The organism is Pseudonocardia adelaidensis (genome assembly GCF_039543345.1).
Taxonomy (GTDB): Bacteria; Actinomycetota; Actinomycetes; order Mycobacteriales; family Pseudonocardiaceae; genus Pseudonocardia; species Pseudonocardia adelaidensis.
In genome coordinates this window covers 160,389-184,720 of the sequence record NZ_BAABJO010000001.1, presented here as the reverse complement: position 1 = coordinate 184,720, position 24,332 = coordinate 160,389, and the positions used below count along the sequence as shown (strand labels likewise).

The window sequence follows — 24,332 nt, the reverse complement described above, 5'->3', positions numbered from 1 at the left end:
CCCTTCCTCGAAGCGTCGATCGGAACTCAGTCGACGTCTACCCAGTCCAACGTTCTGGTCACGGCCTTCTTCCAGCGCTCGTACCCGGTCGTGCGCTGCTCGTCACTCCACTGCGGCTCCCAGCGCCTCGACTCGTTCCAGTTGGAGCGCAGCTCCTCGGTGGTCTTCCAGAACCCGACGGCGAGGCCGGCCGCGTACGCCGCGCCCAGCGCCGTGGTCTCCGCGACGACGGGCCGGCTCACCGGCACGCCGAGCACGTCGGCCTGGATCTGCATGCACAGCTCGTTGGCCGTGACACCGCCGTCGACCTTGAGGACCTCCAGGTGCACACCCGAGTCCTTCTCCATCGCATCGGCGACGTCGCGGCTCTGGTAGCAGATCGCCTCGAGCGTGGCCCTGGCCAGGTGGGCGTTCGTGTTGTACCGGGAGAGCCCGACGATCGCGCCGCGCGCGTCGGACCGCCAGTACGGCGCGAACAGCCCGGAGAACGCCGGGACGAAGTACACGCCGCCGTTGTCCTCGACCTGCCGGGCGAGCGACTCGCTCTGCGCGGCACCGGAGATGATGCCGAGCTGGTCGCGTAGCCACTGCACGGCCGACCCGGTGACGGCGATCGAGCCCTCCAACGCGTACACCGCGGGCTCGTCACCGAACTTGTAGCAGACGGTGGTGAGCAGCCCGGACTCCGAGCGGACGAGCTCGGTGCCGGTGTTGAGCAGCATGAAGTTGCCCGTGCCGTAGGTGTTCTTCGCCTCGCCGGGGGCGAAGCACACCTGCCCGACGGTGGCGGCCTGCTGGTCGCCGAGGTCCCCGGTGAGCAGGATCTCGCCGCTCAACGGGCCGTTCGCCCGGGTCGTGCCGTAGCCCCGCGGGTGCGAGCTCGGCTGGATCTCCGGCAGCATCGAGCGCGGGATGCCGAAGAACCCGAGCAGCTCGTCGTCCCAGTCGAGCGTCTCGAGGTTCATCAGCATCGTGCGGCTGGCGTTGGTCGGGTCGGTGACGTGCACGCCGCCGTCCCGGCCGCCCGTGAGGTTCCACAGCAGCCACGTGTCGGTGTTGCCGAAGATCGCGTCGCCGCGCTCGGCCGCCTCCCGGGCCCCGTCGACGTTCTCCAGGATCCACTGGATCTTGCCGCCGGAGAAGTACGTGGCGGGCGGCAGGCCTGCCTTCCGCCGGATGACGTCGCCGCGCCCGTCGCGGTCGAGGGCGGAGGCGATGCGGTCGGTGCGGGTGTCCTGCCAGACGATCGCGTTGTAGAGCGGGCGCCCGGTGTTGCGGTCCCACACCACCGCGGTCTCGCGCTGGTTGGTGATGCCGAGCGCGGCCAGGTCGGACGCGCCGAGGCCCGTCTTGTTGAGCGCGGTCTGCACGACCGCCGTGGTGCGCTCCCAGATCTCGACCGGGTTGTGCTCCACCCAGCCGGCCTCCGGGAGGATCTGCTCGTGCTCCAGCTGGTGGATGCCCTTCACGTTGCCGGAGTGGTCGAAGATCATGAATCTCGTGCTGGTCGTGCCCTGGTCGATGGCACCGACGAACTCGGCCATTGAGTCCTCTCTTCCTTAGCGGGGCACGTCGCGGCCGATGGGCTCGGGCGCGGCCTCGACGGGGATGAAGCGGTCGATGCAGAACTGGAACAGTGCGGCGCCGATCAGTCCGCCGATGATCGGCGCGACTATCGGCACCCAGAAGTAGGGTGTCCCGTACTGGTCCGTGAACGCCGTCCCGTACCCGGTGATGAACGACGCCAGCCGTGGGCCGAAGTCACGGGCCGGGTTGATCGCGTAGCCGGCGTTCGCCCCCCACGCCATGCCGATACCGACCACCAGCAGCCCGATGACCACCGGGGCCAGGTTGGACAGCGGCGGGTTGTTGCGCGCGTTGACCAGCGCGAAGACCACGAAGACCAGGATCGCGGTGCCGACGATCTGGTCGAAGAACGCCGTGGTGACCGTGACCCCGTGCACGCCGTTGCCGGGCAGCGTCGAGAAGATGAACTGCGACTTGATCGTGTGGCCCGGGTCGTACATGTCGATGAGATCGGCGTAGACGAACCGGACGATCAGCGCCGCGACGAACGCCCCGGCCGTCTGGGCGACGATGTACGGCGCCACCTTGCGCCACGGGAAGCCCTGGAACACCGCCAGGGCGATCGTGACCGCCGGATTGATGTGCCCGCCGCTGATCCGACCGGACACGTACACACCCAGGATCACGCCGATGCCCCAGGCCCAGGTGATCGCATCGTGCCCGCCCAGGTTCCCGGACGGGACGGCGGTCACCACCTGGGCCACCACGCCGACGCCGAACAGGATGAGGATCATGGTGCCGAAGAATTCGGCACTCAACTCCGCGAGGTATGAGTTCTTCGCCATCGAAGTCCTCCTTGGAAGATCCGGGTGCCCCCCGGACGGGGTGAGAGCGGACGCTAGGTAGGCGCGGCGAGCTGGTCAACGCCGGGTGTTCGGCATTGTCGAACCACCGATCGGGCGAACATCACATTCAGGGGTAGGGTCGCGGCGTGCCCGGCGCCATCCAGTCCATCGAGCGGGCCGCCGCGGTGCTGCGGCTGCTGGGCAGCACCGACCGGCCGCTCGGGCTGAACGAGCTCGCGGCCGCGCTGGACCTGCCCCGGCCCACCGCCCACGGGATCGTCCGGACGCTGCGCGACGTCGGCTTCGTCGACCAGGACGCCGCATCGGCCCGATACCGGCTCGGCTCCGCCCTGCACGAGCTCGGCCGCGGCGGCTGGGACCGCCACGACCTGCGGGCCCGCGCCATGAACTGGGCCGACTCGCTCGCCGGGAGCACCGGCCTCGCCGTCCACCTCGGCGTCGCGGCCACGGGTGCGGTCCGGCTCGTGCACCACGTGTTCCGCCCCGACGGCACCCCGCAGCGCATCCGCACCGGCGAGGAACAGCCGCTGCACGCCACCGCGCTCGGCAAATGCCTCCTCGCGTTCGCCCCGGTCGCCACGCCGCCCGCCCGGGACCTGGACCTGCAGCGCTGGACCGGGCGCACCTGCGTCACCGTCGCCGCGCTGGAGGCTCAGCTCGTCCTCGCCAGAAGGCGAGGATGGGCGAGCGACACCGGGGAGTACGAGCCCGACACCGGCGGCGCGGCGGCCCCGCTGCGGGCGAGCGGCGGGATCGTGGTCGGCGCGCTCGGCGTGGTCGGCCCGGTCGAGGAGCTCTACGGCATCGGTGGCGAGCTGCGCCCGTGGCTGGCGGAGCAGCTGGTGGCGGCGGCGCGCGAGGTCTCGGCGGCGCTGGTGGCGAGCCCGTGACGACCCCGGGGCGGGTGCTGCCGTGACTGAGCGCGTCGTCGCCGCCATCGACCAGGGGACCACCTCCACCCGGTGCCTCCTGTTCAACCGTTCGGGCCGCATGCTCGCCGTCGCGCAGCGCGAGCACCGGCAGCACTACCCGCGGCCGGGGCTCGTGGAGCACGACGCCGCCGAGATCTGGCGCAACGTCACCCGCGTCGTGCCCGCCGCGTTGAAGAGCGCAGGGCTCACCCCGGACGACATCGTGGGCCTCGGCATCGCCAACCAGCGCGAGACCACCGTGATCTGGGACCGGCACACCGGGGTGCCGCTGGCCAGGGCGATCACCTGGCAGGACACGCGCACCGACGGGATCGTCGCGCGGCTGGCCGAGGACGGGCACGGCCCGCTCATCACCGACATCTGCGGGCTCCCGCCCGCCACCTACTTCGCGGGCCCCCGGCTGCGCTGGCTGCTCGACCACGTGCCGGGCGCGCGCGAGGGCGCGGAGGCGGGCGACGTGCTGTTCGGCACGATGGAGAGCTGGCTGATCTGGCGGCTCACCGGCCGGCACGTCACCGACGTCACGAACGCGAGCCGGACGATGCTCATGGACGTCCGCACGCTGCAGTGGTCGGACAAGCTGCTCGACGTGCTGCGGGTGCCGCGGCGGATGCTGCCGGAGATCCGCCCGAACGCCGAGGTCTACGGCACCTGCACCACGCTGCTGCCGGGCGTCCCGGTAGCGGGGGCACTCGGCGACCAGCAGGCCGCGCTCGTCGGGCAGGCGTGCTTCGCGCCCGGCGAGATCAAGTGCACCTACGGGACGGGTGCGTTCCTGCTGATGAACACCGGGCACCGGCTCGCCGAGTCGACGCACGGGCTGATCCCGACCGTCGGCTACCTGTTCGGCGACTCGCCCGTGTACGCGCTGGAGGGCGCGATCGCGGTCACCGGTTCGCTCGTGCAATGGTTCCGCGACTCCCTCGGCATGATCGGGACCGCCGCCCAGATCGAGACGCTCGCCAGCACGGTCCCCGACAACGGCGGCTGCTACATCGTCCCGGCGTTCTCCGGGCTCTACTCGCCGCGCTGGCACCCCGAGGCACGCGGGGTGATGGTCGGGCTCACCTCGTTCATCAACCGCGGCCACCTGGCGCGGGCGGTCCTGGAGGCCACCGGCTGGCAGACGCGCGAGGTGGTGGACGCGATGAACGCCGACTCGGGCGTGCCGGTCACCCGGCTCAAGGTCGACGGCGGGATGACGGCCAACCACCTCCTCATGCAGTTCGTCGCCGACGTCCTGGACGTGCCCGTGGAGCGCCCGCTCGGGTCGGAGGCCGTCTCCCTCGGGGCGGCGTACGCGGCGGGCCTCGCCGTCGGCTACTGGCCGGACGTCGAGGTGCTGCGCGCCAACTGGCACCGCGCCGCGGCGTGGGAACCGGCGATGGACGACGCCCTGCGCCGCCGCGAGCACGAGAACTGGGGCCGCGCGGTCAACCGCAGCTACGGCTGGGTGCAGTCCCCGAGCGCCGACTGACGCTTCCTGGCCGGTCGACCCTCCTATTGGATCTTCGTGCCTACCGGGCCTCCTGGCGGCACCGCGCAGTGTGCGGGGCCGCCTCTCGCAGCCCGAGGGCACATGGCCGCTTTGCAGTGGTGATCAAGGGCAAATGGTCGCTCCCAAAGATCATTTGGGCACCACCTCCCCTTGATCGGCGACCCGGTGCGACCGTCTGCTAGGAGTGGAGTACCACCCGGCGGCGGATGACGGCGAGCGCTGCGAGGCTCAGCACGGCGGTGACCATCACCCAGAAGCTGGGGGCGAGCGGGCTCCCGGTGGTGGCGATCAGCCAGGCGGCGATGAGCGGGGTGAAACCGCCGAAGACGGCGACGCCGATGTTGTAGCCGACCGCCATGCCGGTGGCGCGGGTCTCGGCGGGGAAGAGGGCCGCGATGAGCGCGCCCATCGGCCCGAAGTACGCGGCCTTGAGCACGCCGAGCACCGCCAGCATGCCGAGCATGACGGTCAGCCCCGGAACGGCGACGAGCAGTGCGAACAGCGGGTAGATCAGCACGAGGATCAGGACCGCGGCCGGCACCATGATCCTGATCTGGCCGACCCGGTCCGAGAAGTGCCCGGCCAGCGGTGTGGCGATCAGCAGCGCGATCCCGCCCACGAGGACCCCCGCGAAGCCGGTCGACGCGGGCAGTCCGAGGTTCTTGATCGCGAACGTCGGCATGTAGGTGATCAGGTAGTTGAGGCACGTCGTCGCGGCGAGCACGCCGATCGTGAGCAGCACGCGCACCTTCTGCTCGCGCAGCAGCACGAGTCCTGGCCGGTGGTCGGGCGCCACCGCGTCCGCGCGGGCGAACTCCGGCGCTTCGGGCACGTGCCGCCGGATGTACCAGCCCACCGGCCCGACCAGCAGCCCGACCGCGAACGGGACCCGGAAGCCCCACGAGAGCAGCTGGTCCTCCGACAGCGCGGACGTCAGCACGGTGCCGAGCGTGGCGGCGAGCAGCGTCGACGCAGACTGGCTGGTGAACTGCCAGCTGGCGGCGTAGCCGCGCCGCCCGGGGAGGTGCTCGACCATCAGCGCCGTGGCGCTGCCGAACTCACCGCCCGCCGAGAAGCCCTGGACGAGCCGCGCCACGAGGATCCCGATCGGCGCGAGCAGCCCCACCGCCTCGTACGACGGCATGACGACGATGATCAGCGTGCCGAGCACCATCAGCGCGATCGACAGCGCGAGCGCGGGCTTGCGGCCCGCCCGGTCGGCGTACGAGCCGAGGACGATCGCGCCGATCGGCCGGATCAGGAACGACACGGCGAACGTGCCGAGCGCGAGCAGCAGGCCGGTGGTCGGGTCCTCCGAGGGGAAGAACACCTTCGCGACGTACACCGCGAAGTAGCTGTAGACGGCGATGTCGTACCACTCGAGGGCGTTCCCGACGCAGGCCGCCGTGATGATCCGCGCAGCGCTCGGCTGCCGCGTCCGCTGCACCGACTCTGGAGCATCCGACATCCGGGCGTCCCTTCCGCTGTCGTCAGGCGGGCGGGCCGTCGGGGCCGGGCTCGCCGAGGTCCCAGAACAGGCCGGCCATGATCTGCGCGCCCTCGCGGGCGACGGGCACGAGCAGGTGTTCGTCCGGCCCGTGCTGGGCGCAGGCCGGGTAGGAGTGCGGGACCCACACCGTCGGCACCCCGATGACGTCGGTGAACACGTCGTTGGGCAGCGAGCCGCCGAGGTTGGGCAGCACGGCGGGCGGCGCCCCGGTGGTGCGCGCGATCGACCCGACGGCCCAGCGCACCCACGGGTGGTCCGGGTCGACGCGGGTGGCGGCCATGAGGTGGTCGACGTGCACGGCGACCATCCCGAAGCCGTGGGCGTCGAGATGCTCGCGCACGATCCGCTCCAGGTCCTGCGCGGGCGTGCCGACGACGTAGCGCAGCTGGCAGTGCGCCCGCGCGGTGGCCGGGATCGCGTTGACCGGTTCGTCCGGGGTGCCTGCCGTGAAGGCGAGCACCTCGAGGGCGTTCGCGCCCAGCAGCCGCTCGGCGGGGCTGAGGTCCGGCTCGCCCCACCCCTCGTCGATGGCCGGGTCGTCCGGGCCGCCGCCGGGGGAGATGTCGGCGAGCGCCCGGCGCACGGACTCCGGGATCGCGGGTGCGCGAAGGCCGGGCACCCGGATCACCCCGCGGCCGTCGACGAGGCACGCGATCGCGTTCGCGAGCACGGTGGCCGGGTTGCGCAACAGCCCGCCCCAGTTGCCGGAGTGGTAGGTGCCCTCGCGCAGGCCCAGGCTCAGCGTGAAGCCGACCGCCCCGCGCGAGCCGAGGAACACCGTCGGCCGGTCCGCCGCCAGGCGCGGGCCGTCGGAGGCGATCAGCACGTCGGCGGCGAGCTCGTCGGCGTGCGCGGCGGCCATCTCGCGCAGCCCGGCCGATCCGGCCTCCTCGCCGGTCTCGACGAGGACCTTGAGGTTGAACCCCAGCCGCCCGCCGCGCGCGGCGAGCACCTGCTCCAGGGCCGCGAGGTTGAGGGTGTGCTGGCCCTTGTTGTCCGCGGTGCCGCGGCCGTACCAGCGATCGCCCTCGACCGTGATCGACCACGGCGACAGCCCGGCGCGCCACCGCTCCGGCTGGCCCAGCACGACGTCGCCGTGCCCGTAGACGAGCACGGTCGGCCGGGCCGGGTCCTCACCCCGGTGGCCAACGAGGAACGGGCCACCCCCGGGGAGGGGGTTCTCGACCACGTGCCACCGGGCGCCGATCCGGTCGAGCGCCGGTCCGATCTCGTCGGTGAGGTAGCGGTGCAGCTGAGGCAGCGCGGCCGGGTCCTGGCTCTCGGTGCGCAGGGCGACCCGGCGGCCGAGCTCGTCCTGGAACGCGCCCGAGTCGACGTACGTGGCTGCGCGCCCGATGGCGTCGCTGCGGGTCACGAGCATCCCTCCACCTGAACCGGTTTCGGCGAAGCGTAGGAGCGCCGCGGGCCGGCGACCATCACCGATCCGGCAACGACCGTTGCCGCACCGGCACGGCCAGGAGCGCGCTGAAGGACTCCGGCCGTAGCGGCTCAGCCGCGTGCCGTCGTCGACCAGCGCCCGGACCCGAGCGGCCAACCGCGGTTGACAGCGGGAGTAGCGGCGGTGCCCCCGGGCGAGCGCTGCGGGACGAACAGCTTCAGCTCGTCGAGGCTGCGGTCGTCATCACGGAAGTGGACCGGCCGGAAGGGCACATCGTGAATCTGATCCTGCGGGTGCCCGGGCCGAGGCACGCCCGGCTCCGGCGCTCGTGCGGCGGTATCGCCCGGGAGGGCCGCTCCCCTGTGCGGCCGGGCCCTGATCGAGGGTGTGAGAGGCTGATGCAGGTGGTGAACACCGAAGACGAGAACCGGTGGGCCGATCTGGCTCGGCGGCTGGTGGCCGCGGAGGTCGAGGATGCGCTCACCCACCGCACCGACGAGCGGCCCACGGCGGAAGGCCTGGACCTCGCAGCCCTCGTCGATTCGGTCGCCACCAGCAACGATGCCGAGCACGTGCTGAGCGAGGTCACCGCCATCGCCGGTGAGGCGGTCATACGACTGTCCCGGGAGCTGGGTGAGGACCCTCGCGCCACCCTCGAGTGGATCGCGTCCACCCGGGCGTGGCGCCGACCGCGCTGATCGTGCCCGCAACCGGTTGCTCGCTGAGGAGCGATGGCGGCCTGGGCGTCGCCCTGTGGGTCGGGGTCCTTCAGGCGCTCGTCAGGGCGCCTGCACGCGTCCGACGAGGTGGGAGACGAACTGCTGCACGACCGGCGGCAGCTCACGCCCGGCCGTGGACTGGATCTGCACGTAGCGCCGGTGCATCCCCCGGTCGGTGAGGGGGACGGCGACGAGCCCGTCGGCCGCGAGGCGGCGCCGGGCCGGCAACCTGCCGGTGAGCGTGACCGCGTCCGCGAGCTTCGCGAACGTGTAGAGCGCGCCGGAGTAGTCGGTTTCGAACACCGGGTCGAAGGTCAGCCCCTCGGCACTGCAGCAGACGTCGAACAGCTGGCGCACGGTGGTGGAGTCGTCGACGATCGCGAGCGCGTACGGGCGCAGCTCGGCGAGCGACACGGCGGGCCGACCGGCGACGGGGTGCGTGGCGCCCACGACGGCGTGGACGTACTCGCGCTGCGAGTACTCCACCCGGACGTCTCGGGCGGGCGTGAGGTTGAAGGTCACCGCGAGGTCCGCGGCGGCGTCGCGGACCCGCTCGGTGGCCGCGGCCGACGACGTGACGTGCAGGTCGAAGCCGACGTCGGGGTGGTCGCGGTGGAAGGAGGCGATCGCCTCCGGGAGCAGGTCCCACGCGAAGCCCTCGGCGCTGGCCACCCGGATCCGCGTGCGGTGGCCGCCCCGGGACCGGCGGATGTCGCCGATCACCTGCTCGACGTCGGCGACGTTGCGCCGGACGACGGCAGCCAGCCGCACGCCTGCGTCGGAGAGCAGCATCCCGCGGGGCTGCCGCTCGAACAGCGGCACCCCGATCTCGTGCTCGAGGCGGGTGATCTGGCGGCTGATCGCCGAGGCCGCCACGTGCAGCTCGGCGGACGCCTCCGCGATGGAGCCCGCCTGCGCCACGGCGAGGAAGTAGCGCAGGCCCGCCTCGAGGAACGGACCGGCCGCTCGTTCCGCCGCCTCGCCCGCGCCGGTCAGGCCGCGTCCCGCGGAGCCGTTGTCGACCACACGTCGTCGCCGCGCAGCACGGCGGCCAGCTCGTCGAGGTCCGCCGCGATTCGGCGGGCGCCTGCCAGCTCGCCGGGCTCGGCGTACCCCCATGCGACGCCGATCGTGGGCACGCCGTGCGCGGCGGCACCCTCGACGTCGTGGTGGCGGTCGCCGACGAGCACCACCGGGTCACGCCCGGGGTCGAGGCGCAGCCGCTCGAGCACGGACCCGACGACGGCGGCCTTGCCCACCCGGCCCGCCACGTGGTCGGCGCCGCCGACCAGGTCGAAGTAGCCCGCGAGCCCGGTGCCGGCGATGATCTTGCGGGCCAGCTCCTCCGGCTTGGACGTCGCGGTGGCCAGGCGCATCCCGTCCTCGCGCAGCCGTTCGAGGAACGCGGGGATCCCCGGGTAGACGGGTGTGACCGTGGCCGCGACCGCGTCGTACGAGCGCCGGTACGCCACGATCGCCGCCGCCGTCTGCTCCTGGGTCAGGCCCAGCTCGGGCAGGGCGGTCTCGAACGGCGGGCCGACGAACCGGCGCAGCCGGGCGTCGTCCGGCACCGGGAAGCCGACTTCGGCGATGGCCGCGGCGAGGTGTTCGACGATCGTGGTGGCCGAGTCGACGAGGGTGCCGTCGACGTCGAGGAGGACGGTGCGCACTGATCGCATGGTACGTGGGGGCCGCGGTGGCCCCGGCGGGCGGCGTGCGGTAGGTCTGCTCCGTGCTGGTGCGCAAGCTGGTCGTCAGGGCCGCGATGGCCGCCGAGGCCGCGATCCAGGCGGGGGTGTTGCTCGCGTTGCGGGTCCGGGGCCGGCACCTGCCGATGATCGTGCCGTTCATCGGCCACGGCACCACCCGCCGCGTGCGGGTGGGCGGCCGGGTCGTGCTCGGCAGGCCGGAGGCCGCGGCGCCCGCGGTCGGGGTGCCGCAGGCACCGGAGCCCACCCCGCGGTCGCGGCGGGCGGTGCTGCGGGCGACGGTCGCCCGCTTCCTCACCGTGGAGGTCCCCGGGGCCGTCGTGACCGTGCGCGGGCCCGGCGTCGTCACCCAGATCCGCAGCGACCGCGACGGCTACCTCGACGCGGTGCTCGACCTCGCCGAGCCCCTGCGCCCCGGGTGGCACGCGTTCGAGATGCGGCTTCGCGACGGGGCCGCGGTGTCGGCGCAGGTGCTCGTGGTCGACCCGGAGGCGCGGATCGGCCTCGTGAGCGACGTCGACGACACCATCGTCGAGACCGGCCTGACCCGGGGGATCGAGTTCGTGCGGGCCACCCTGCTCACCCCGGTGCGCGAGCGCACGCCCCTCCCCGGCGCCGCGGCGCTCTACCGCGCACTCGTGGAGCCGGCCGGGGGTCCGGTCCGGCCCGTCTTCTACGTGTCGACGAGCCCGTGGAACCTGCACGAGATGCTGCTGGAGTTCGTGGCGCTGCGCCGGTTCCCGCTCGGCCCGCTGGTGCTGACCGACTGGGGTCCCTCGCGCAGCGGCCTGTTCCGCATCGGTGCGCAGGAGCACAAGGCCGGGCTGGTCGAGCGGATGCTGGCGGAGCACCCGCAGCTCGGGCTCGTGCTCGTGGGCGACAGCGGCCAGCTCGACCCGGAGATCTACGCTGCCCTCGCCCGCGCGCACCCGGACCGCATCCGCGCCGTCTACATCCGCCGCACCCGCCACGCCCTCCCCGGCCGGCTCGCCGAGGTGGACGCGCTGGCCGCCGAGGTCACCGGAGCCGGGGTGCCGATGCTCGCCGTCGACGACAGCGTGCAGATCGCCACGCACGCGGCGCAGCTCGGGCTGCTCGACGCCACCGCCCTCGACGAGGTGCGCTCCAGCTGACTCGCCGCGCCCGGCGGATCCCGGGTCTCGGCTCGGCTCGCGCTACCCGTCGACGGACCGTCGGCGGCCTGCGCCTTGCGGCGTCGGCTTCGTGCCGCATTCCGGCACCCGTTCGCCGACAGCCGGCACCGGCGGGGAGTGCGGGTCGTGTGCGGCCTCGGCACCGAGGGCTGCACCTAGGACGAGCAGCAGCCCCAGCACGACCATCCAGGACACCAGGACGAAGGCCACCCCGATCAGGCCGTACCGCGCGGCTTGGGTCTCGATGGCGGCCTGGAGGTAGGCGCCGGAAAGGGTGACGACGACGACTTGGCCCGTACCCGCCAGAACGGCACCCGGCAGCAGCTGCCGCCAGGTCACGCGGCCGCCCAGCAGCAGCCTCTGCACCGGCCACCACAGCAACACGGAGAGGACCAGGTTCACCGCGACCGCGACGAGCGCTGCGCCGCGGAAGCCGTCGACGAGCAGACCGATGAGGAGGACCAGGACCACCTCGGCGACCAGCGCCCCTGCGCCGAGCAGGCCGTGGACGAACCCGCGCAATCCCTGCGCCGGCAGTAGCCACGCCGCTTGGTACGTCCGTTGCAGCGTCCGGGTGAATCCGATGATGGAGACGACGAGCAGGGCCGCGCTGAGCAGCGTCACCGGCTCGGTGGCGCCGGGCGGACGCTGCATGAGGAGTTGCAGGTCGGCCGCCGCCGAGCCGGACAGCTGCAACCGGTCGACCAGGAGGTCCCCGGTCGCCGGGCGATCGCGGTCCGGCACAGCTGTCGCCACCACGATGAGCATCGGTACGAGCGCCACGAAAACCTGGGTGGTGAGCGCGAGTGCGCGGTCGTAGCCGCCGATCGCGACGTAGCGCGCGGCGACCCGCACGGGAAACCACCCGCCGAGTCGCCGGACCAGCTCCTCACGGCAGAACACCTACACCCGCCGGGTGAATCGGATCAGCACGATCGAACGACGCCGTGGCAGCCTTGCCGAGCCCGCCGTCACCTCCGGAGTTGTCGTCACACCGCGATCGTCCGCACCCGCCGACGACGTGCCGTCACCACGGCGGGGTGATTGCGGGGGATGCAGCGTCCCTCGCGGTGGAGGTCCGCGACCCGGTGCATCGGGACTCGACGGCGACGCCGCAGTCGCCCCCGCTACCGGGATCATCGGTTCTCGTCGACGCCCATGGCCTGGTCGATCACGACGGTGAGCCGCGCGACGAGGAACTCGCCTTCCGGGACCGTCAGGACGCCGGCCTCGACGGCTCGGCCGACCTCCTCCTGCAGCACCGCGTTCAGATGCATCGGCCAGCACGCGCGGGCCCAGCTCTCGAGCGTGGCTGCGCCGTAGCGGTCTGCTGCCGGTGGTGCCGGACGGGGGCCGCGCTCAGGAGCGTCCCGGCCATCGAGGGCAGGTTCGGGCTCGGAGGCCAGTCGCAAGGCCGGTGGACGGCGGGCAGGACGCACCTCGGGTCTCCTCATCGGACACTCCAGGGCTGGGAACGGGGTCGGTCCGGTCGCCGACGGCTCGTCAGCGACGGGCGGCTTCGGGGTTGTACGAGCAGAGGGCCCAGATCACGAGCACGTCCAGCGCGATCACCAGCAACGACCAGATCGGGTAGTAGGGGATGAAGAGGAAGTTGGCGATCATGCTCAGGATGGCGAGCCCGATCCCGACGATGCGTCCCCACAGCTGGCCGGTCAGCACCGCGACGCCGGCGACGGCGACGAGGATACCGACGAGCAGGTGGATCCAGCCCCAGGTCGTGACGTCGAAGGAGAACACGTAGCTGACACCGACGACGTACAGCTGGTTCTGGAAGAGCGCCACCAGCCCTGAGACGGCCTGGAAGACCCCTGCGATGATCATAAGGGTTCCGGCGAACAGGGCGAGGCCGCTGGCGAATGGCGAGATGCCGGTCGCGCTGCGCGCTGCGGCAGCGGGATAGTCGGCCTGGCCGCTCGGGTTGGCCTGGTGCGATGTGGACATCGGGTTTTCCTCCTCCTCGTGTCGTTCGCGGCGATCGTCGCGCTCGGAGGCCGCGGTTCCCTCATCCGTGACGGGTGACCGGCGCGAGGGAGGCGCTGGAGGCAGGTCGCGGTCCGGGCCCGTCGTAGCTCCGGACCCGCGGAGCTCGCCCAGCGCTCGACCGGGCCGCGGCTGTGCAGATTTCGCCTGCTCCGGGTGAGGCCGGGACGTGGAGTCCGCCGGAGCGTGGGCGTGTGCGCGATGAGGGCGGTGTGCGCGATGACGAGCAGCGGGCCGATGGACCCGGCGGCACCGGAGACGCGGCGCTGGGTGCCGGAGCGGCCGTGGCCGACCTGGTGGGCACGCTCGCCGGGCCCGTCCTCGCCACGGCCGGCGCGGTCTTCGCGCTCGGCATGAGGTTGTCCCGCGTCGGACCGGGGGAGCGGGTGATGGCGAGCCTCGCCGATCGCGGGGAACGGGTCCGGGCCGGGCTGGAGCACGCGGTGCGGGCGAACGTCCGCCGGATCGTGTGGGCGGTGGTCGAGGTGGTCGACCTCACCGAGCTCGTCCGCCGGAACGTCGATCTCGACGCGCTCGCCCGCGGAATCGACGTGGACGCCATCGTTGCCCGCGCCGACGTCGACGCCGTGGTGGGCCGCGCCGATCTGGACGCCGTGGTGGCCCGGGTGGACCTTGACGCGATCATCGGTCGTCTCGACCTCGACGCGATCGTGGCCAGGGTCGATCTGGAGCCCGTCACGTCCCGACTCGATCTCGACGAGATCGCGGGACATCTCGACGCGGACGCCGTCGTCGGGCGGGTCGATCTCGACGCCGTGGTCGCCCGCCTCGACCTCGCGGGGATCGCGCGCCAGGTCATCGACGCCATCGATCTGCCCGAGATCATCCGCGAGTCCACCAGGGCGTTGTCCTCGGAGACCGTGCACGGGCTCCGGGCGGAGGGGATGCACGCCGACGACGCCGTTGCCCGTTTCGTCGGCCGGGTGTTGCGGCGCCCGGATGCCGGGCGGCATGCGCTGTGATGAGCACCGGACCGGAGCGCGCCGGCGTGGTCACGCGGACGCTCGCCGCCGCCGCGGACCTCGTCGTGGTCGTGCTGCTGACCGTCCTGGTGTACCTCACGATCGCGGGCGCGCGGTTCGTGTGGTCGCCCCTCGCTTTCACGTGGCCCCGGCCGACGACGGAGGTCACCGTTGTCGTTGCCGGACTGATCGCAACCGCCTACCTCGCCGTGGCGTGGGCAACGACCGGGTGCACCTACGGCGCCGGCCTGCTCGGGGTCCGGGTGCTCGTACGACGGGGCGGACGGCTCGGTTGGGCCCGGGCGTCGGTGCGCGCGCTGGCGTGCGTCCTGTTCCCCGCCGGCCTGCTGTGGTGCGCGATCAGCACGACGCGCCGTTCGGTACAGGATCTCGTCGTCGGCTCGGTCGTGATCTACGACGGACGGCGCGACCTCGGCGTTCGTTCGGCCGCCGAGCCGCCGGACATCGGGGCCGTCCCCCCGTACGACCGGACGCGACGGTCAGCGCACCACGGGGTACCGCGTGGCCCGCGCGGCGTCCGTGGGCACGATGACCCGCCCGAGCGGGACGAGCGAGACGGGGATGAGCTTCAGGTTGGCCCAGGCCAGCGGGATCCCGATGATCGTGACGGCCAGTGCGACGGCCGTGCCGAGGTGCGCGAGCGCGAGCCACCAGCCGGCGAATATGAACCAGATGATGTTGCCGATCGTGGACGGCGCCCCGGCGTCCTCGCGACGCACGAGCTGCCGGCCGAAGGGCCACAGCGCGAAGTCCGCGATCCGGAACGACGCGAGCCCGAACGGAATCGTCACGATGAGGAGGCAGCAGATCACCCCGGCGAGCACGTAGCCGATGGCGAGCCAGATCCCGCACAGCAGCAACCAGATGACGTTGAGCACGGTTCGCATCAGGGGACCTCCGTCGACGGCGTCCTCCCGAGGATCCACCGGATCCGTGGGTGGTGGCTTCACCCGTGGCGGGCGGGACGGCCACGGCGGGAGCAGGTCACCCGCGGTCGGTCGCATCCGGCTTCCGGACTTCCGGGGCCACCTCCGTCGCCGGTCCCTCGCTCTCCCGCCGTCGCACCGCCGTCTGCACTGCGCCCAACAGGATCTTCGCGACCAGACCGACGACCACGAGGCCCGTGACCATCTGGAACATCGTGAGGATCCGTGCGAGCTCGCTTCGCGGTGCGATGTCTCCGAAGCCGACGGTGGAGAAGACGGTGACCGTGAAGTAGAGCGCGTCGGTCCGGCCCAACGTCTCGGTGAAGCTGCCCGGCGCATCCTGGGAGATCCGGAGGTAGGTCGTGGCGAACAGCAGCAGGAGCATCGGAAGGCCGCTGGCGACGGCCTGGATCGCACGGAGCCGCGGGACGTCGGAGACGACGATGCCCCGCACCTGCCAGGTGACGACCGCGGCGAAGGCCAGCAGGCCGAGCCCGAAGCCGATCCAGGTGCCGGCATCGAGTGGCCGGTCCAGCGGGAGGTTGTAGTACACGAGCAGCAGCACCGTCACCGATGCGGTTGCCCGCAGCAGGGACGCCACGACCATGCGCTTGCGGGCGCCCGGGGTCAGTTCGTCGTAGCGCTTTCTCGTCACCTGCCCGCTCCGTCCTCGCAGCCAACCGTGGGCGGGGAGCGGCGGCTACGACGTCGGGTGTCCATCCGGCCGCTACGTGGTGGGTCGGGTCGAGCCTGACGGGCACGCCGTCCTGGCCTTGTCCAGGATGGGTGTCATGGCCTGTTCGACCTCGCGGGCGGCCGTTGCGATGGCACCGAACTTCGCGCGGAGGTCGGCCTGGTCCTGCAGGCCCTCGATCGTGCTGCCGAGGCTGGAGATCGCCTCGTTCAGATCCTGGGTCTGAGGGGCGAACTCGCCCGCTGCGGTGTTCGCCACCTCGCTCGCGGCGGCGCTGAGGTTCTGCAGGGCGGCCTTCACGCCGCCGGGCCCCACTGCCGCTGCGTCGAGCCGCATGAGCTGGGTGGCGGAGGTGCGGAAGTCGGCCACCGCTGTGCAGAACCCGGCCGAGGTGTTCGCGGCTGTGGGCGCCGGCGCGGCAGGTGGGGCGGGTGGGGCGGACGATGCGGCTGCGGAGCAGCCTGCGCCGCCCATGACGAGCAGTGCGGCTGCGATCAGCCCGGCGGCTGCCCGCCTGCTGACGATGTGGATCGGCGTGATCACCGGTCCGCCTCCGATGTTGGCTGCGATGGGCGCCGAACGTGCCCGACGACTGCGGCGCGGCGCCTCATCCGCCAGGGATGAGGCCGCGCTCGCATCGCCGCCCCACCATCGGCATCGAGCGCGCGCCTGGATCGGTGAGCAGTGGCGATGAGCGCTGAGGCACTGGCGCGACACTCCCCGGGAGGACTGCCATGTGCCTGTTCCTGATCCTGCTGCTGTTCGGCCCGCGGTCCGTGATCGTCATCTGGTGGTTGCTCCAGCCGATGCGCTGGGACGCCGTCTACGGCTCGTTCGTCCTGCCGTTCCTGGGGTTCCTGTTCCTCCCGTGGACGACGCTGGTGTACGTGATCGTGGCGCCGGGCGGGCTCGTCGGCCTGGACCTCCTCTGGATGGGGCTCGCGGTGCTCGCCGACATCGCCGGCTACGCGGGCGGTGGCGTGTACGGCGGCCGCAGGCGCCGGACGATCACGGCGTGACCCGCGGCCCCGGTCGGGGCAGGCCGTAACCGGTCCCCATCAGCACTTCTTGCCGAACTTCTTGGACTTGCCGAACTTCTTGGCGATCTTCGCTCGCGTCTCGGGGTCCTTCGCCTTGCGCATGGCCTTGTCCCGCAGTTCCTTCCCCTTCGTCGAGTTCGCGAACTTCGACAGCTTGTTCTTCAGTGAGCCCATGCTCCGTGCTCCTCCGGTATCCGTCTCACGTCAGGACCAGGAACAGCCCGTACGCGACGATCAGTGCGACGGCCAACGTGCAGACCGCGGCGATGGCGGCTCCCACCGCGGGTCGCACCGGTGGTGTGGCGCCGTCGTCGCGGCCACCGATGGGTGGGTGGGTGCGTGCCGAGAGCCCGACGAGAGCGAACGCCACCAGCGACACCACGCCCATGGTGACGGCGGCGGAGACGATCGCGGCGAGGACGAGGGAACCCCAGTCGATGCTCATGCGGACTCCTGGTCCGTCCGGGAGGCCGTGCGTGGGGCCGGCAGCGCGACCACGTTGTTGACGTTGACGGCGTTCACCGGGTTCCGGCGCGACGCGGCGTAGATGCCGGCCGCCAGCGCAAGTCCGCCCACTGCGACCACGACGACGCCGAACGGCCCGCTCGCCGCCGTCCAGGACGCGGCCGCCCCGACGACCGCGGCGGCGGGAAGGGTGACCGCCCACGCCACTGCCATCCGGCCTGCGACGCTCCAGTGCACCGTGGCGAGCCTGCGTCCCGCCCCGGCACCGAAGATCGCGCCGGTGCACACCTGCGTCGTGGAGATCGGGAGGCCGAGGTGGCTGGAGGCCAGGATGACGGTGGCGCTGGTGGTCTCGGCGGTGAATCCCTGGGCCGTCTGGATGTCGCTGACCCGCCTGCCCAGCGTCCGGATGATCCGCCAGCCGCCGACGTAGGTTCCCAGCGCGATCGCCAGACCCGCGGTGAGGACCACCCAGAACGGGGGCGCCGAGCCGGGGGCGAGCGCCCCCGCCGTGATCAGCGTCAGGGTGATCACGCCCATCGTCTTCTGCGCGTCGTTCGTGCCGTGGGCGAGCGCGACCATCGATGCCGACGCCACCTGGCCGATCCGGAAGCCGCGCCGGACCGTGGGGCCGTCGGCCTTCGCGGTGATCCGGTAGGCGAGGAACGTCGCGCTGACGGCCACGAGGCCTGCGAGAACGGGTGAGACCACCGCGGGTAGGAGGACCTTGGAGAGGACGGCCGTGCCGTTGACCGCGCTCGGCCCCGCCCCGACCAGGGTGGCACCGATGAGCCCGCCGAACAACGCGTGCGACGAGCTGGAGGGCAGTCCGAGCAGCCAGGTCAGCAGGTTCCAGAGGATTGCTCCGACGAGCCCGGCGAAGATCACGACCGGGGTGATCAGGGCCTCCGTCACGAGCCCACCGGAGATCGTCTTGGCCACCTCGACGGAGACGAAGGCACCGGCCAGGTTGAGGAGCCCCGCGATCGCGACAGCGACCTTGGGGCGGAGCGCACCGGTCGCGATGGACGTCGCCATCGCGTTCGCCGTGTCGTGGAAGCCGTTCGTGAAATCGAAGATCAATGCCGTTACCACGACCACCACGACGATGACGGATACTTCCATGTACCGCGCCTTCCAGAACGCCGGGATGGGGAACCGAGCTGGACGTCCGTGGTGTTCGCGCTGGGCTCGGTGGTCATCCGAGTTCTCCTTCGTGGCCGACCGGCAGCTCGGACGTCGGGCGGCGCAGCAGCTGGCGGACGGCGTGGCGGGCTCGCGCGCGCCGCCGGCGGAGTGTGGGCTGCCCGGACCGGCGCCGGCATCACCCTCGGGGGATGGCCGGCCCCTTCGTACCGGTCGTCGGGTCGGTGTGATCCCGCTGGGTACCGGTCTCACCTCGGCGAGGTGAGGGCCACGGCGCCGGCGCGCGGCATGCTGCAACGGAGGGAGGCAGCGAGTAGCGGTCACGGGAGGGAGCACGCCATGTCGACCACCGGCCCGGCGGCGCCTCTGGCGGGGGATGCGGCGTCGCGCGCCACGGCGGCGCCGGTGGATGCCGCAGCGCGACTCCGGTCGGCGGCGTATGCGCGCCTGCTCGTCCTCGCGGCGATCATCGGGGCGCCCGTATCGGCGGCCGCCTACTTCTTCCTGCAGCTGGTCGGCATGCTGCAGAGCTGGGTGTACGAAGACCTGCCGCGGGCGGTCGGCTTCGCCACGGCGCCGCTGTGGTGGCCGTTGCCGATGCTCGGGATCTCCGGTGTGCTCGTCGGCCTGACCATCCAGCACCTGCCGGGAAGGGGCGGCCACTCGCCGGTCGACGGGTTCAACCCGGGTGGTGTGCCGAAACCGGTCGAGCTGCCCGGCGTCCTGCTGGCGGCGCTCGCGAGCCTGGGCCTGGGGGTGGTGCTGGGGCCCGAGGCGCCGCTGATCGCTCTCGGTGGGGGCCTCGCCGTCTGCGCGGTGCGCCTCTCCCGGCGAGACGTGCCCGAGCGGGTCGGCGCGGTGGTCGCGTCGGCCGGGAGCTTCGCGGCGATCAGCGCGCTGCTGGGGTCACCGATCACCGGTGCCTTCCTGCTGATGGAGGCCTCCGGGCTCGGCGGGCCCACGCTCGGGCTGGTACTGCTCCCAGGCCTGCTGGCCGCGGGGATCGGCTCGTTGATCTTCGTTGGGCTCGATCAGCTGACCGGCCTCGGCCCGGTCGCGCTGGCGGTGCCCGGCCTCCCGCCGTTCGCCCACCCGGACATTGCGCAGTTCGGCTGGGCGCTCGTCATCGGGGTGCTCGCCGCGCTCGTCGGGTCGGGCATCCGGTGGCTCGCGACCGCGCTGCGGCCCCACGTCGAGCGCCACACGGTGCTGCTCACGTCGGTGGTCGGGCTGGCCGTTGCGGGGCTCGCGATCGCCTACCTCGCCGTGACCGGGCACGGGTTCGCGGACGTGCTGTTCTCGGGGCAGGCGGAACTGGGCCCGCTGCTGCAGGACGGTGCCGGCTACTCGGTCGGTGCCCTGCTGATGCTCCTGGTGTGCAAGGGGCTCGCCTACGGCCTGTCGATGAGCAGCTTCCGGGGCGGACCGGTGTTCCCGGCGCTGTACATCGGCGCGGCGGGCGGGATCGTGCTGTCGCACCTGCCCGGGCTGCCGATGGTCGCCGGGGTGGCCATGGGGATCGGTGCGATGTGCGCGGTGATGCTGAGGCTGCCCCTGACCGCGGTGATGCTGGCGACGCTGCTGCTGTTCGCCGACGGCCTCGCCGTCATGCCGCTCGTCATCGTCGCCGTCGTGGTCGCGCACGTGGTGTCCGCATGGCTGGCACCGAGACAACCCCCGTCATCCCCGCCGGGTGATGCCGGCCCGCGGCGGCCGTTGCCACGCTGAGCGCCGCACGTCGTGATCGTGACCAGCCGGAGGAGCGCGAGAGATGACCGATCGTCGGACCGACCCCTCACTGCAGGACCTCCCCCGCGGGCTCCTGATCGGCGCCGGAGCGCTGCTCGCAGTCGCGAGCGTGACCGGGCTGGCCGGCTTCGCGATGTGCGGCGCAGCCGTGATCGCCGCCGCCAGGCGCTGGTACCGCCGCGTGGACCTGCCGCCCCACCACATCGCGAACCTGAAGTGGCAGCAGGCCAAGGCCGCGGTGGGCGCGGGCGCGGGCGCGTGGTGCGACGCGGAGAAGAACGTCTACACCCCGCGGTCGTCGGTGCCGGCTCCGTGACGTCAGCCCGGCGCTGGGTCCGCACCCGGTTGAGCAGGCCGTAGACGCGGGTGGACTGGGCGTCGAACGTCTCGTTGAGGCTCTCCGACCAGGTGGCCCACCACGGTGGCACCGACGATCACCGCCGCCAGGACGAGCGCCGGCACCCACGTGCTCAGGCCGAAGAACCGCACGAGCGGTCTCCTCAGCTGAGCCGACGGACGGCGGCGGGCAGGCACATGCGGGGCAGCCCCGGCAGCTCCTCGGGGCGGTGCGTGACGACGAGTGCCGTGCGCCCCGCCGTCACGCGCAGCAGGTCGGCGCACACGAGCGCGGCGGTACCGGCGTCGAGGTGCGCGGTGGGCTCGTCGAGCAGCAGCACCGGCCGGTCGGCGAGCAGTGCCCGGGCGAGCCCGATGCGCTGCCGCTCCCCGCCGGAGACCGCACCGCCGTGCCGCCCCACCGGGGTCTCCAGCCCCTCGGGCAGCCCGGCCAGCCAGTCGCCGAGCCCTGCGCGGCACAGGGCGTCGACGATCTCGTCCTTCGGGGCGTCCGGGCGGGCGAGCAGCAGGTTCTGCCGCAGGGTGCTGTCGAAGAGGTGAGCGGCCGGATCGCACCAGGCGATGCGGGCGCGCAGTTCGTCGCCGAGGACCTCCCGCGTGTCGATCCCGTCGATGCGCACCACCCCGGCGCGCGGTTCGATCGTGCGCAGGAGCGCGGCCAGCACCGTGCTCTTGCCGCAGCCGGTCGGACCGGTCAGGACGAGCCGCCCTCCGGCGGGGAGCCGGAGATCCACGCCGGCCACCGCGTCCCGGTCGGAACCCGGCCACCGCACGGCCAGCCCGTGCGTGTCCAGGCGCTGTCCGGGTGGCAGGGGGCGTGGGTCGTCCGGTTCGGACACCGCGGCGGGCACCCGCTCCAGCTCGGCGAGCCGACGCGCCGCCGGCAGCGCGGTCACCAGTCGCTGGGCGGCGTCCGGCAGTGCGGCGACCAGCTCGGCGGTGGCCAGCGGGGTGAGCGCCAGTACGGCCAGCGCCGTGCCGGGCAGGACGCCGGCCCGCAGTGCGGCCACCCCGAGTGCCGTGCAGCACACGGTGGCGCCCCCGACGGCCAGCACCGTCAGCGCGACGCCGAGCCCGGTGGCTCCGGCGGCCCGGCGGTGCAAGGCGAGGAGCCGATGGTCGAGCGCGGCCACCGTGCGGCGGCGCCCGTCGGCGGCGCCGAAGGCGAGCAGGTCGGGGCCCCCGTCGAGCAGCTCGACGACGGCGCCGACCACCGCGCCCCGTGCTGCCGCGGTCCGCCGCGCGGCCCGCCGGGCGAGCGACACGGTGAGTGCGGGCGCGAGGATCCCCGCGCAGACCAGCCCCGCCGCGAGCACCACGCCTGCTGACGGGAGCAGCACGCCGAGCGCCGTCGCGGTGCCGAGGCCCACCACAGCGGCGGACGCGGCGGGCACGAGCGCCCGCACCAGCACGTCCTGCTGCGCGTCGACGTCGCCCACCATCCGGGCCAGCAGCTCGCCCGACCGCAACCGCCCGCTGACCGCCGGGCCCAGCCGGACGAGCGCCTCCCAGACCCGGACCCGCAAGGTGGCGAGCAACCGCAACGCTGCGTCGTGCGATGCCAACCGCTCGGCGTAGCGGAAGATGCCCTTGGCCAGCCCGAACGTGCGGACCGCGACGATGGCGACCATGAGCGTGAGCACCGGCGGCTGCAGCGCCGCGGCCGAGATCAGCCACGCCGAGGTGGCGGTGAGCGCCACCGCGCACCCGAGCGACCCGCTGCCCGCGAGCACGGCAGCGGCGAGCCGCCCGCGGTCCGGGCGCACCACGGCGAGCAGCGCGCGCAGGTCGCCCCGGGACGCATCCGGGGTGCGGTGAGCGGCGATGGTCGGGTCCGGCGGGTGATCGGGTGCGGTCTCCGGAGGCCCGGGCACCGGCGCCGGGTGCGGCAGGGCAGGGGGCGCGGGGCATCCGGGCAGTGCGATCACCCGGTCGGTCAGCCCGAGTACCGCGGACCGGTGGCTGACCACGACGGCGGTGCGTCCGGCGAGCGCCGCCGGGAGCGCGGCCAGCACGGCCACCTCCGTGTCGGCGTCGACGCCCTCGGTGGGCTCGTCGAGCAGCAGGAGCGGACGGTCGGCGAGCAGGGCCCTGGCGAGCGCGACGCGGCGCTGCTGACCGGTGGAGAGCCCCTGCCCGCGCTCGTGCACCGGCGTGTCCAGCGGGAGGTCCAGCGCCGCCGTCGCGGCGACGGCGGTGAGCTCGGCGTCGGTGGCGTGCGGGGCACCCAGCCGGACGTTGTCCCCGACGGTCCCGGCGATCAGCACCGGGCGCTGCGGTACCCAGGCCACCCGGCGCAGCCACGCGTCCCGGTCCACGTCGCCGAGGTCGACGCCGTCGACGGTCACCGCGCCCCGGTCCGGGCGGCGCCAGCCCAGCAACAGGTCGAGCAGGGTCGACTTGCCCGCGCCGCTGGGACCGGTGAGCCCGAGCACCTCGCCGGGGGCGATCGTGATCGAGACCGCGTCGAGGACCCGCCCGGCCCGGCCGTCCACGCCGACCGCGTTCAGCCGCACCGGCCCGGCGGTGGGGTCGGGGGCGGGCAGCGCGTTCGCCGGCCGGTCGGCCGGCACATCCAGCACGGCGAAGACGTCGCCGGCCGCGGCCGCACCCTCGGCGCTGTCGTGGAACCGGGCGGCCACGGCCCGCAGCGGCAGGTACACCTCGGGAGCCAGCACGATCACCAGCAGGCCGGTCGCCAGGTCCAGCTGACCCGCCACCAGCCGCAGCCCCACCGACACCGCGACCAGCGCCACCGACAGCGTGGCCAGCAGCTCCAGCGCGAGCGAGGACAGGAACGCCACCCGCAGGCCGCGCATCGTCTCGAGCCGGTACCGCTCCGACATCGCCGCGATCTGCTGCCCCTGCCGGCGTGCGCGTCCGAACGCGATCAGGACGTCCAGCCCGGCCACGACGTCGAGGAAGTGGTGGCCGAGTACGGCGAGCGCCCGCCACTGACGGGCGGTCCGGGCCTTCGTGTGCAACCCGATCAGCACCATGAACAGCGGGATCAGCGGGACCGTGACGCCGACGAGCAGCGCCGAGACCCAGTCGGCCGTGAGGATCCGGACGCCGACGACGAGTGGGACCACGGCGCCGACCACCACTTGGGGGAGGTAGCGGCCGACGTACCCGTCGAGGCCGTCGACGCCGCGGCTCGCGAGCGTGGCCAGCTGCCCGACGGACGGGAGCTCGGGGTGGCGCGGCCCCAGCCGCAGCACGTGGTCGAGCAGGGTGGCGCGCAGCTGCGCGACGACGGCCGCCGCGGCGCGCTGGGCGGCGACCTCCCCGGCCCAACCCAGCGCCGCCCTGGCCAGGACGACGCAGGCCAGGGCCACGAGCGGCACGGCGAGGTCGGCGAGCCCGGCGCCGTCGAGGAACGCCGCGGCGATCGCCTCCGCGAGCAGCCCGGCCTGGGTGATCACCAGCAGCGCCGTGGCCACCCCGATCCCGGCGCTCAACCCGACGAAGCCGCGGATCGCGGGGGCGTGCCACAGCAGTCGCCGGCCGAGGGCGGTCATGGCAAGGCGGCCTCCTCGGTAGCGGTCGACGCGGACCACCGTGCTGCGGCCCGAGGCCGCGCCGCATCACCTCCCCGAGATGACCGGTTCGCCTGCAGCGGATGAGTTCCCGGCG

General features: G+C 73.1%; 24 protein-coding genes and 1 pseudogene. 9 read left to right on the top strand and 16 right to left on the bottom strand.

What is annotated here, in order from left to right; translation table 11 throughout:
• Positions 1-26: 26 nt before the first annotated feature.
• On the bottom strand, positions 27-1,544 hold the full coding sequence (glpK, locus tag ABEA81_RS00900; protein WP_345602540.1) for a glycerol kinase GlpK: 1,518 nt from the start codon (positions 1,542-1,544) through the stop codon (positions 27-29).
• 15 nt (positions 1,545-1,559) lie between these two features.
• Entirely contained in the window at positions 1,560-2,372 is an 813-nt protein-coding gene (locus tag ABEA81_RS00895; RefSeq protein WP_345602539.1) for an MIP/aquaporin family protein, read from the bottom strand.
• 146 nt (positions 2,373-2,518) lie between these two features.
• Here ABEA81_RS00895 and ABEA81_RS00890 point away from each other — a divergent pair, with 146 nt between their 5' ends.
• Positions 2,519-3,283, top strand: a complete 765-nt coding sequence (locus ABEA81_RS00890; RefSeq protein ID WP_345602538.1) for an IclR family transcriptional regulator — start codon at positions 2,519-2,521, stop codon at positions 3,281-3,283.
• A 22-nt stretch (positions 3,284-3,305) separates the two neighbouring features.
• Positions 3,306-4,802 (top strand): glycerol kinase GlpK, encoded by a 1,497-nt coding sequence (glpK, locus tag ABEA81_RS00885; RefSeq protein ID WP_345602536.1) that lies wholly within the window; start codon positions 3,306-3,308, stop codon positions 4,800-4,802.
• Positions 4,803-5,001: 199 nt separating this feature from the next.
• On the opposite strand, the gene ABEA81_RS00880 is transcribed toward glpK (ABEA81_RS00885), so the two are convergent.
• Complete coding sequence (locus ABEA81_RS00880) at positions 5,002-6,291, bottom strand: MFS transporter (protein ID WP_345602535.1); 1,290 nt, start codon at positions 6,289-6,291, stop codon at positions 5,002-5,004.
• Between the two features lie 22 nt (positions 6,292-6,313).
• Positions 6,314-7,714 (bottom strand): M20 family metallopeptidase, encoded by a 1,401-nt coding sequence (locus tag ABEA81_RS00875; protein WP_345602534.1) that lies wholly within the window; start codon positions 7,712-7,714, stop codon positions 6,314-6,316.
• 422 nt (positions 7,715-8,136) lie between these two features.
• Between ABEA81_RS00875 and ABEA81_RS00870 the strand changes: the two genes are divergently transcribed.
• Positions 8,137-8,430 carry a hypothetical protein gene (locus ABEA81_RS00870; RefSeq protein WP_345602533.1) on the top strand — a complete coding sequence of 98 codons (294 nt, stop codon included), beginning with the start codon at positions 8,137-8,139 and terminating at the stop codon, positions 8,428-8,430.
• A gap of 81 nt (positions 8,431-8,511) precedes the next feature.
• On the opposite strand, the gene ABEA81_RS00865 is transcribed toward ABEA81_RS00870, so the two are convergent.
• Both ABEA81_RS00865 and ABEA81_RS00860 read right to left on the bottom strand, forming a co-directional pair.
• A complete protein-coding gene (locus ABEA81_RS00865) occupies positions 8,512-9,477 on the bottom strand; it encodes a LysR family transcriptional regulator (protein ID WP_345602531.1) in 966 nt (321 codons plus the stop codon).
• Positions 9,444-10,121, bottom strand: a complete 678-nt coding sequence (locus ABEA81_RS00860; RefSeq protein WP_345602530.1) for an HAD hydrolase-like protein — start codon at positions 10,119-10,121, stop codon at positions 9,444-9,446. The genes ABEA81_RS00865 and ABEA81_RS00860 overlap by 34 nt, the downstream gene beginning before the upstream one ends.
• Before the next feature lie 62 nt (positions 10,122-10,183).
• Here ABEA81_RS00860 and ABEA81_RS00855 point away from each other — a divergent pair, with 62 nt between their 5' ends.
• Positions 10,184-11,293 carry an App1 family protein gene (locus ABEA81_RS00855; RefSeq protein WP_345602528.1) on the top strand — a complete coding sequence of 370 codons (1,110 nt, stop codon included), beginning with the start codon at positions 10,184-10,186 and terminating at the stop codon, positions 11,291-11,293.
• Between the two features lie 42 nt (positions 11,294-11,335).
• Here ABEA81_RS00855 and ABEA81_RS00850 read toward each other — a convergent pair whose 3' ends face one another.
• The 3 genes from ABEA81_RS00850 to ABEA81_RS00840 form a co-directional block, all read right to left on the bottom strand.
• Positions 11,336-12,169 (bottom strand): YhjD/YihY/BrkB family envelope integrity protein, encoded by an 834-nt coding sequence (locus ABEA81_RS00850; RefSeq protein WP_345602527.1) that lies wholly within the window; start codon positions 12,167-12,169, stop codon positions 11,336-11,338.
• Positions 12,170-12,450: 281 nt separating this feature from the next.
• Positions 12,451-12,591: a hypothetical protein gene (locus ABEA81_RS00845; protein WP_345602526.1), complete on the bottom strand. Its 141-nt coding sequence runs from the start codon at positions 12,589-12,591 to the stop codon at positions 12,451-12,453.
• A gap of 226 nt (positions 12,592-12,817) precedes the next feature.
• A complete protein-coding gene (locus ABEA81_RS00840; protein ID WP_345602525.1) occupies positions 12,818-13,276 on the bottom strand; it encodes a DUF7144 family membrane protein in 459 nt (152 codons plus the stop codon).
• Between the two features lie 233 nt (positions 13,277-13,509).
• Between ABEA81_RS00840 and ABEA81_RS00835 the strand changes: the two genes are divergently transcribed.
• Positions 13,510-14,298, top strand: a complete 789-nt coding sequence (locus tag ABEA81_RS00835) for a hypothetical protein (protein ID WP_345602524.1) — start codon at positions 13,510-13,512, stop codon at positions 14,296-14,298.
• A pseudogene (locus ABEA81_RS42495) lies at positions 14,298-14,681 on the top strand (RDD family protein); the annotation flags it as partial. The gene ABEA81_RS00835 and the pseudogene ABEA81_RS42495, both read left to right, overlap by 1 nt.
• A gap of 117 nt (positions 14,682-14,798) precedes the next feature.
• Here ABEA81_RS42495 and ABEA81_RS00830 read toward each other — a convergent pair.
• The 3 genes from ABEA81_RS00830 to ABEA81_RS00820 all read right to left on the bottom strand — a co-directional run bounded on the left by ABEA81_RS00830 (position 14,799) and on the right by ABEA81_RS00820 (position 16,482).
• Positions 14,799-15,206 (bottom strand): YccF domain-containing protein, encoded by a 408-nt coding sequence (locus tag ABEA81_RS00830; RefSeq protein ID WP_345602523.1) that lies wholly within the window; start codon positions 15,204-15,206, stop codon positions 14,799-14,801.
• A 97-nt stretch (positions 15,207-15,303) separates the two neighbouring features.
• A complete protein-coding gene (locus ABEA81_RS00825; protein WP_345602521.1) occupies positions 15,304-15,900 on the bottom strand; it encodes a potassium channel family protein in 597 nt (198 codons plus the stop codon).
• A gap of 72 nt (positions 15,901-15,972) precedes the next feature.
• Entirely contained in the window at positions 15,973-16,482 is a 510-nt protein-coding gene (locus ABEA81_RS00820; RefSeq protein WP_345602520.1) for a hypothetical protein, read from the bottom strand.
• A gap of 191 nt (positions 16,483-16,673) precedes the next feature.
• Here ABEA81_RS00820 and ABEA81_RS00815 point away from each other — a divergent pair, with 191 nt between their 5' ends.
• Positions 16,674-16,958, top strand: a complete 285-nt coding sequence (locus tag ABEA81_RS00815) for a hypothetical protein (RefSeq protein ID WP_345602519.1) — start codon at positions 16,674-16,676, stop codon at positions 16,956-16,958.
• Between the two features lie 39 nt (positions 16,959-16,997).
• On the opposite strand, the gene ABEA81_RS00810 is transcribed toward ABEA81_RS00815, so the two are convergent.
• From ABEA81_RS00810 to ABEA81_RS00800, 3 genes are read right to left on the bottom strand one after another with little or no spacing between them, the layout of a single operon-like run.
• On the bottom strand, positions 16,998-17,153 hold the full coding sequence (locus tag ABEA81_RS00810) for a hypothetical protein (protein ID WP_345602518.1): 156 nt from the start codon (positions 17,151-17,153) through the stop codon (positions 16,998-17,000).
• Positions 17,154-17,178: 25 nt separating this feature from the next.
• A complete protein-coding gene (locus ABEA81_RS00805; RefSeq protein WP_345602517.1) occupies positions 17,179-17,424 on the bottom strand; it encodes a hypothetical protein in 246 nt (81 codons plus the stop codon).
• The gene (locus tag ABEA81_RS00800) at positions 17,421-18,569 is read right to left on the bottom strand and encodes an inorganic phosphate transporter (RefSeq protein ID WP_345602516.1); all 1,149 of its coding nucleotides are present in this window, start codon (positions 18,567-18,569) and stop codon (positions 17,421-17,423) included. The genes ABEA81_RS00805 and ABEA81_RS00800 overlap by 4 nt, the downstream gene beginning before the upstream one ends.
• Before the next feature lie 360 nt (positions 18,570-18,929).
• Here ABEA81_RS00800 and ABEA81_RS00795 point away from each other — a divergent pair, with 360 nt between their 5' ends.
• Together ABEA81_RS00795 and ABEA81_RS00790 are read left to right on the top strand one after the other, a co-directional pair.
• Positions 18,930-20,318 carry a chloride channel protein gene (locus tag ABEA81_RS00795; RefSeq protein WP_345602515.1) on the top strand — a complete coding sequence of 463 codons (1,389 nt, stop codon included), beginning with the start codon at positions 18,930-18,932 and terminating at the stop codon, positions 20,316-20,318.
• Positions 20,319-20,361: 43 nt separating this feature from the next.
• Positions 20,362-20,655: a hypothetical protein gene (locus tag ABEA81_RS00790; protein WP_345602514.1), complete on the top strand. Its 294-nt coding sequence runs from the start codon at positions 20,362-20,364 to the stop codon at positions 20,653-20,655.
• Between the two features lie 184 nt (positions 20,656-20,839).
• Here ABEA81_RS00790 and cydD read toward each other — a convergent pair whose 3' ends face one another.
• Complete coding sequence (gene cydD, locus ABEA81_RS00785; RefSeq protein WP_345602513.1) at positions 20,840-24,217, bottom strand: thiol reductant ABC exporter subunit CydD; 3,378 nt, start codon at positions 24,215-24,217, stop codon at positions 20,840-20,842.
• Positions 24,218-24,332 lie beyond the last annotated feature (115 nt).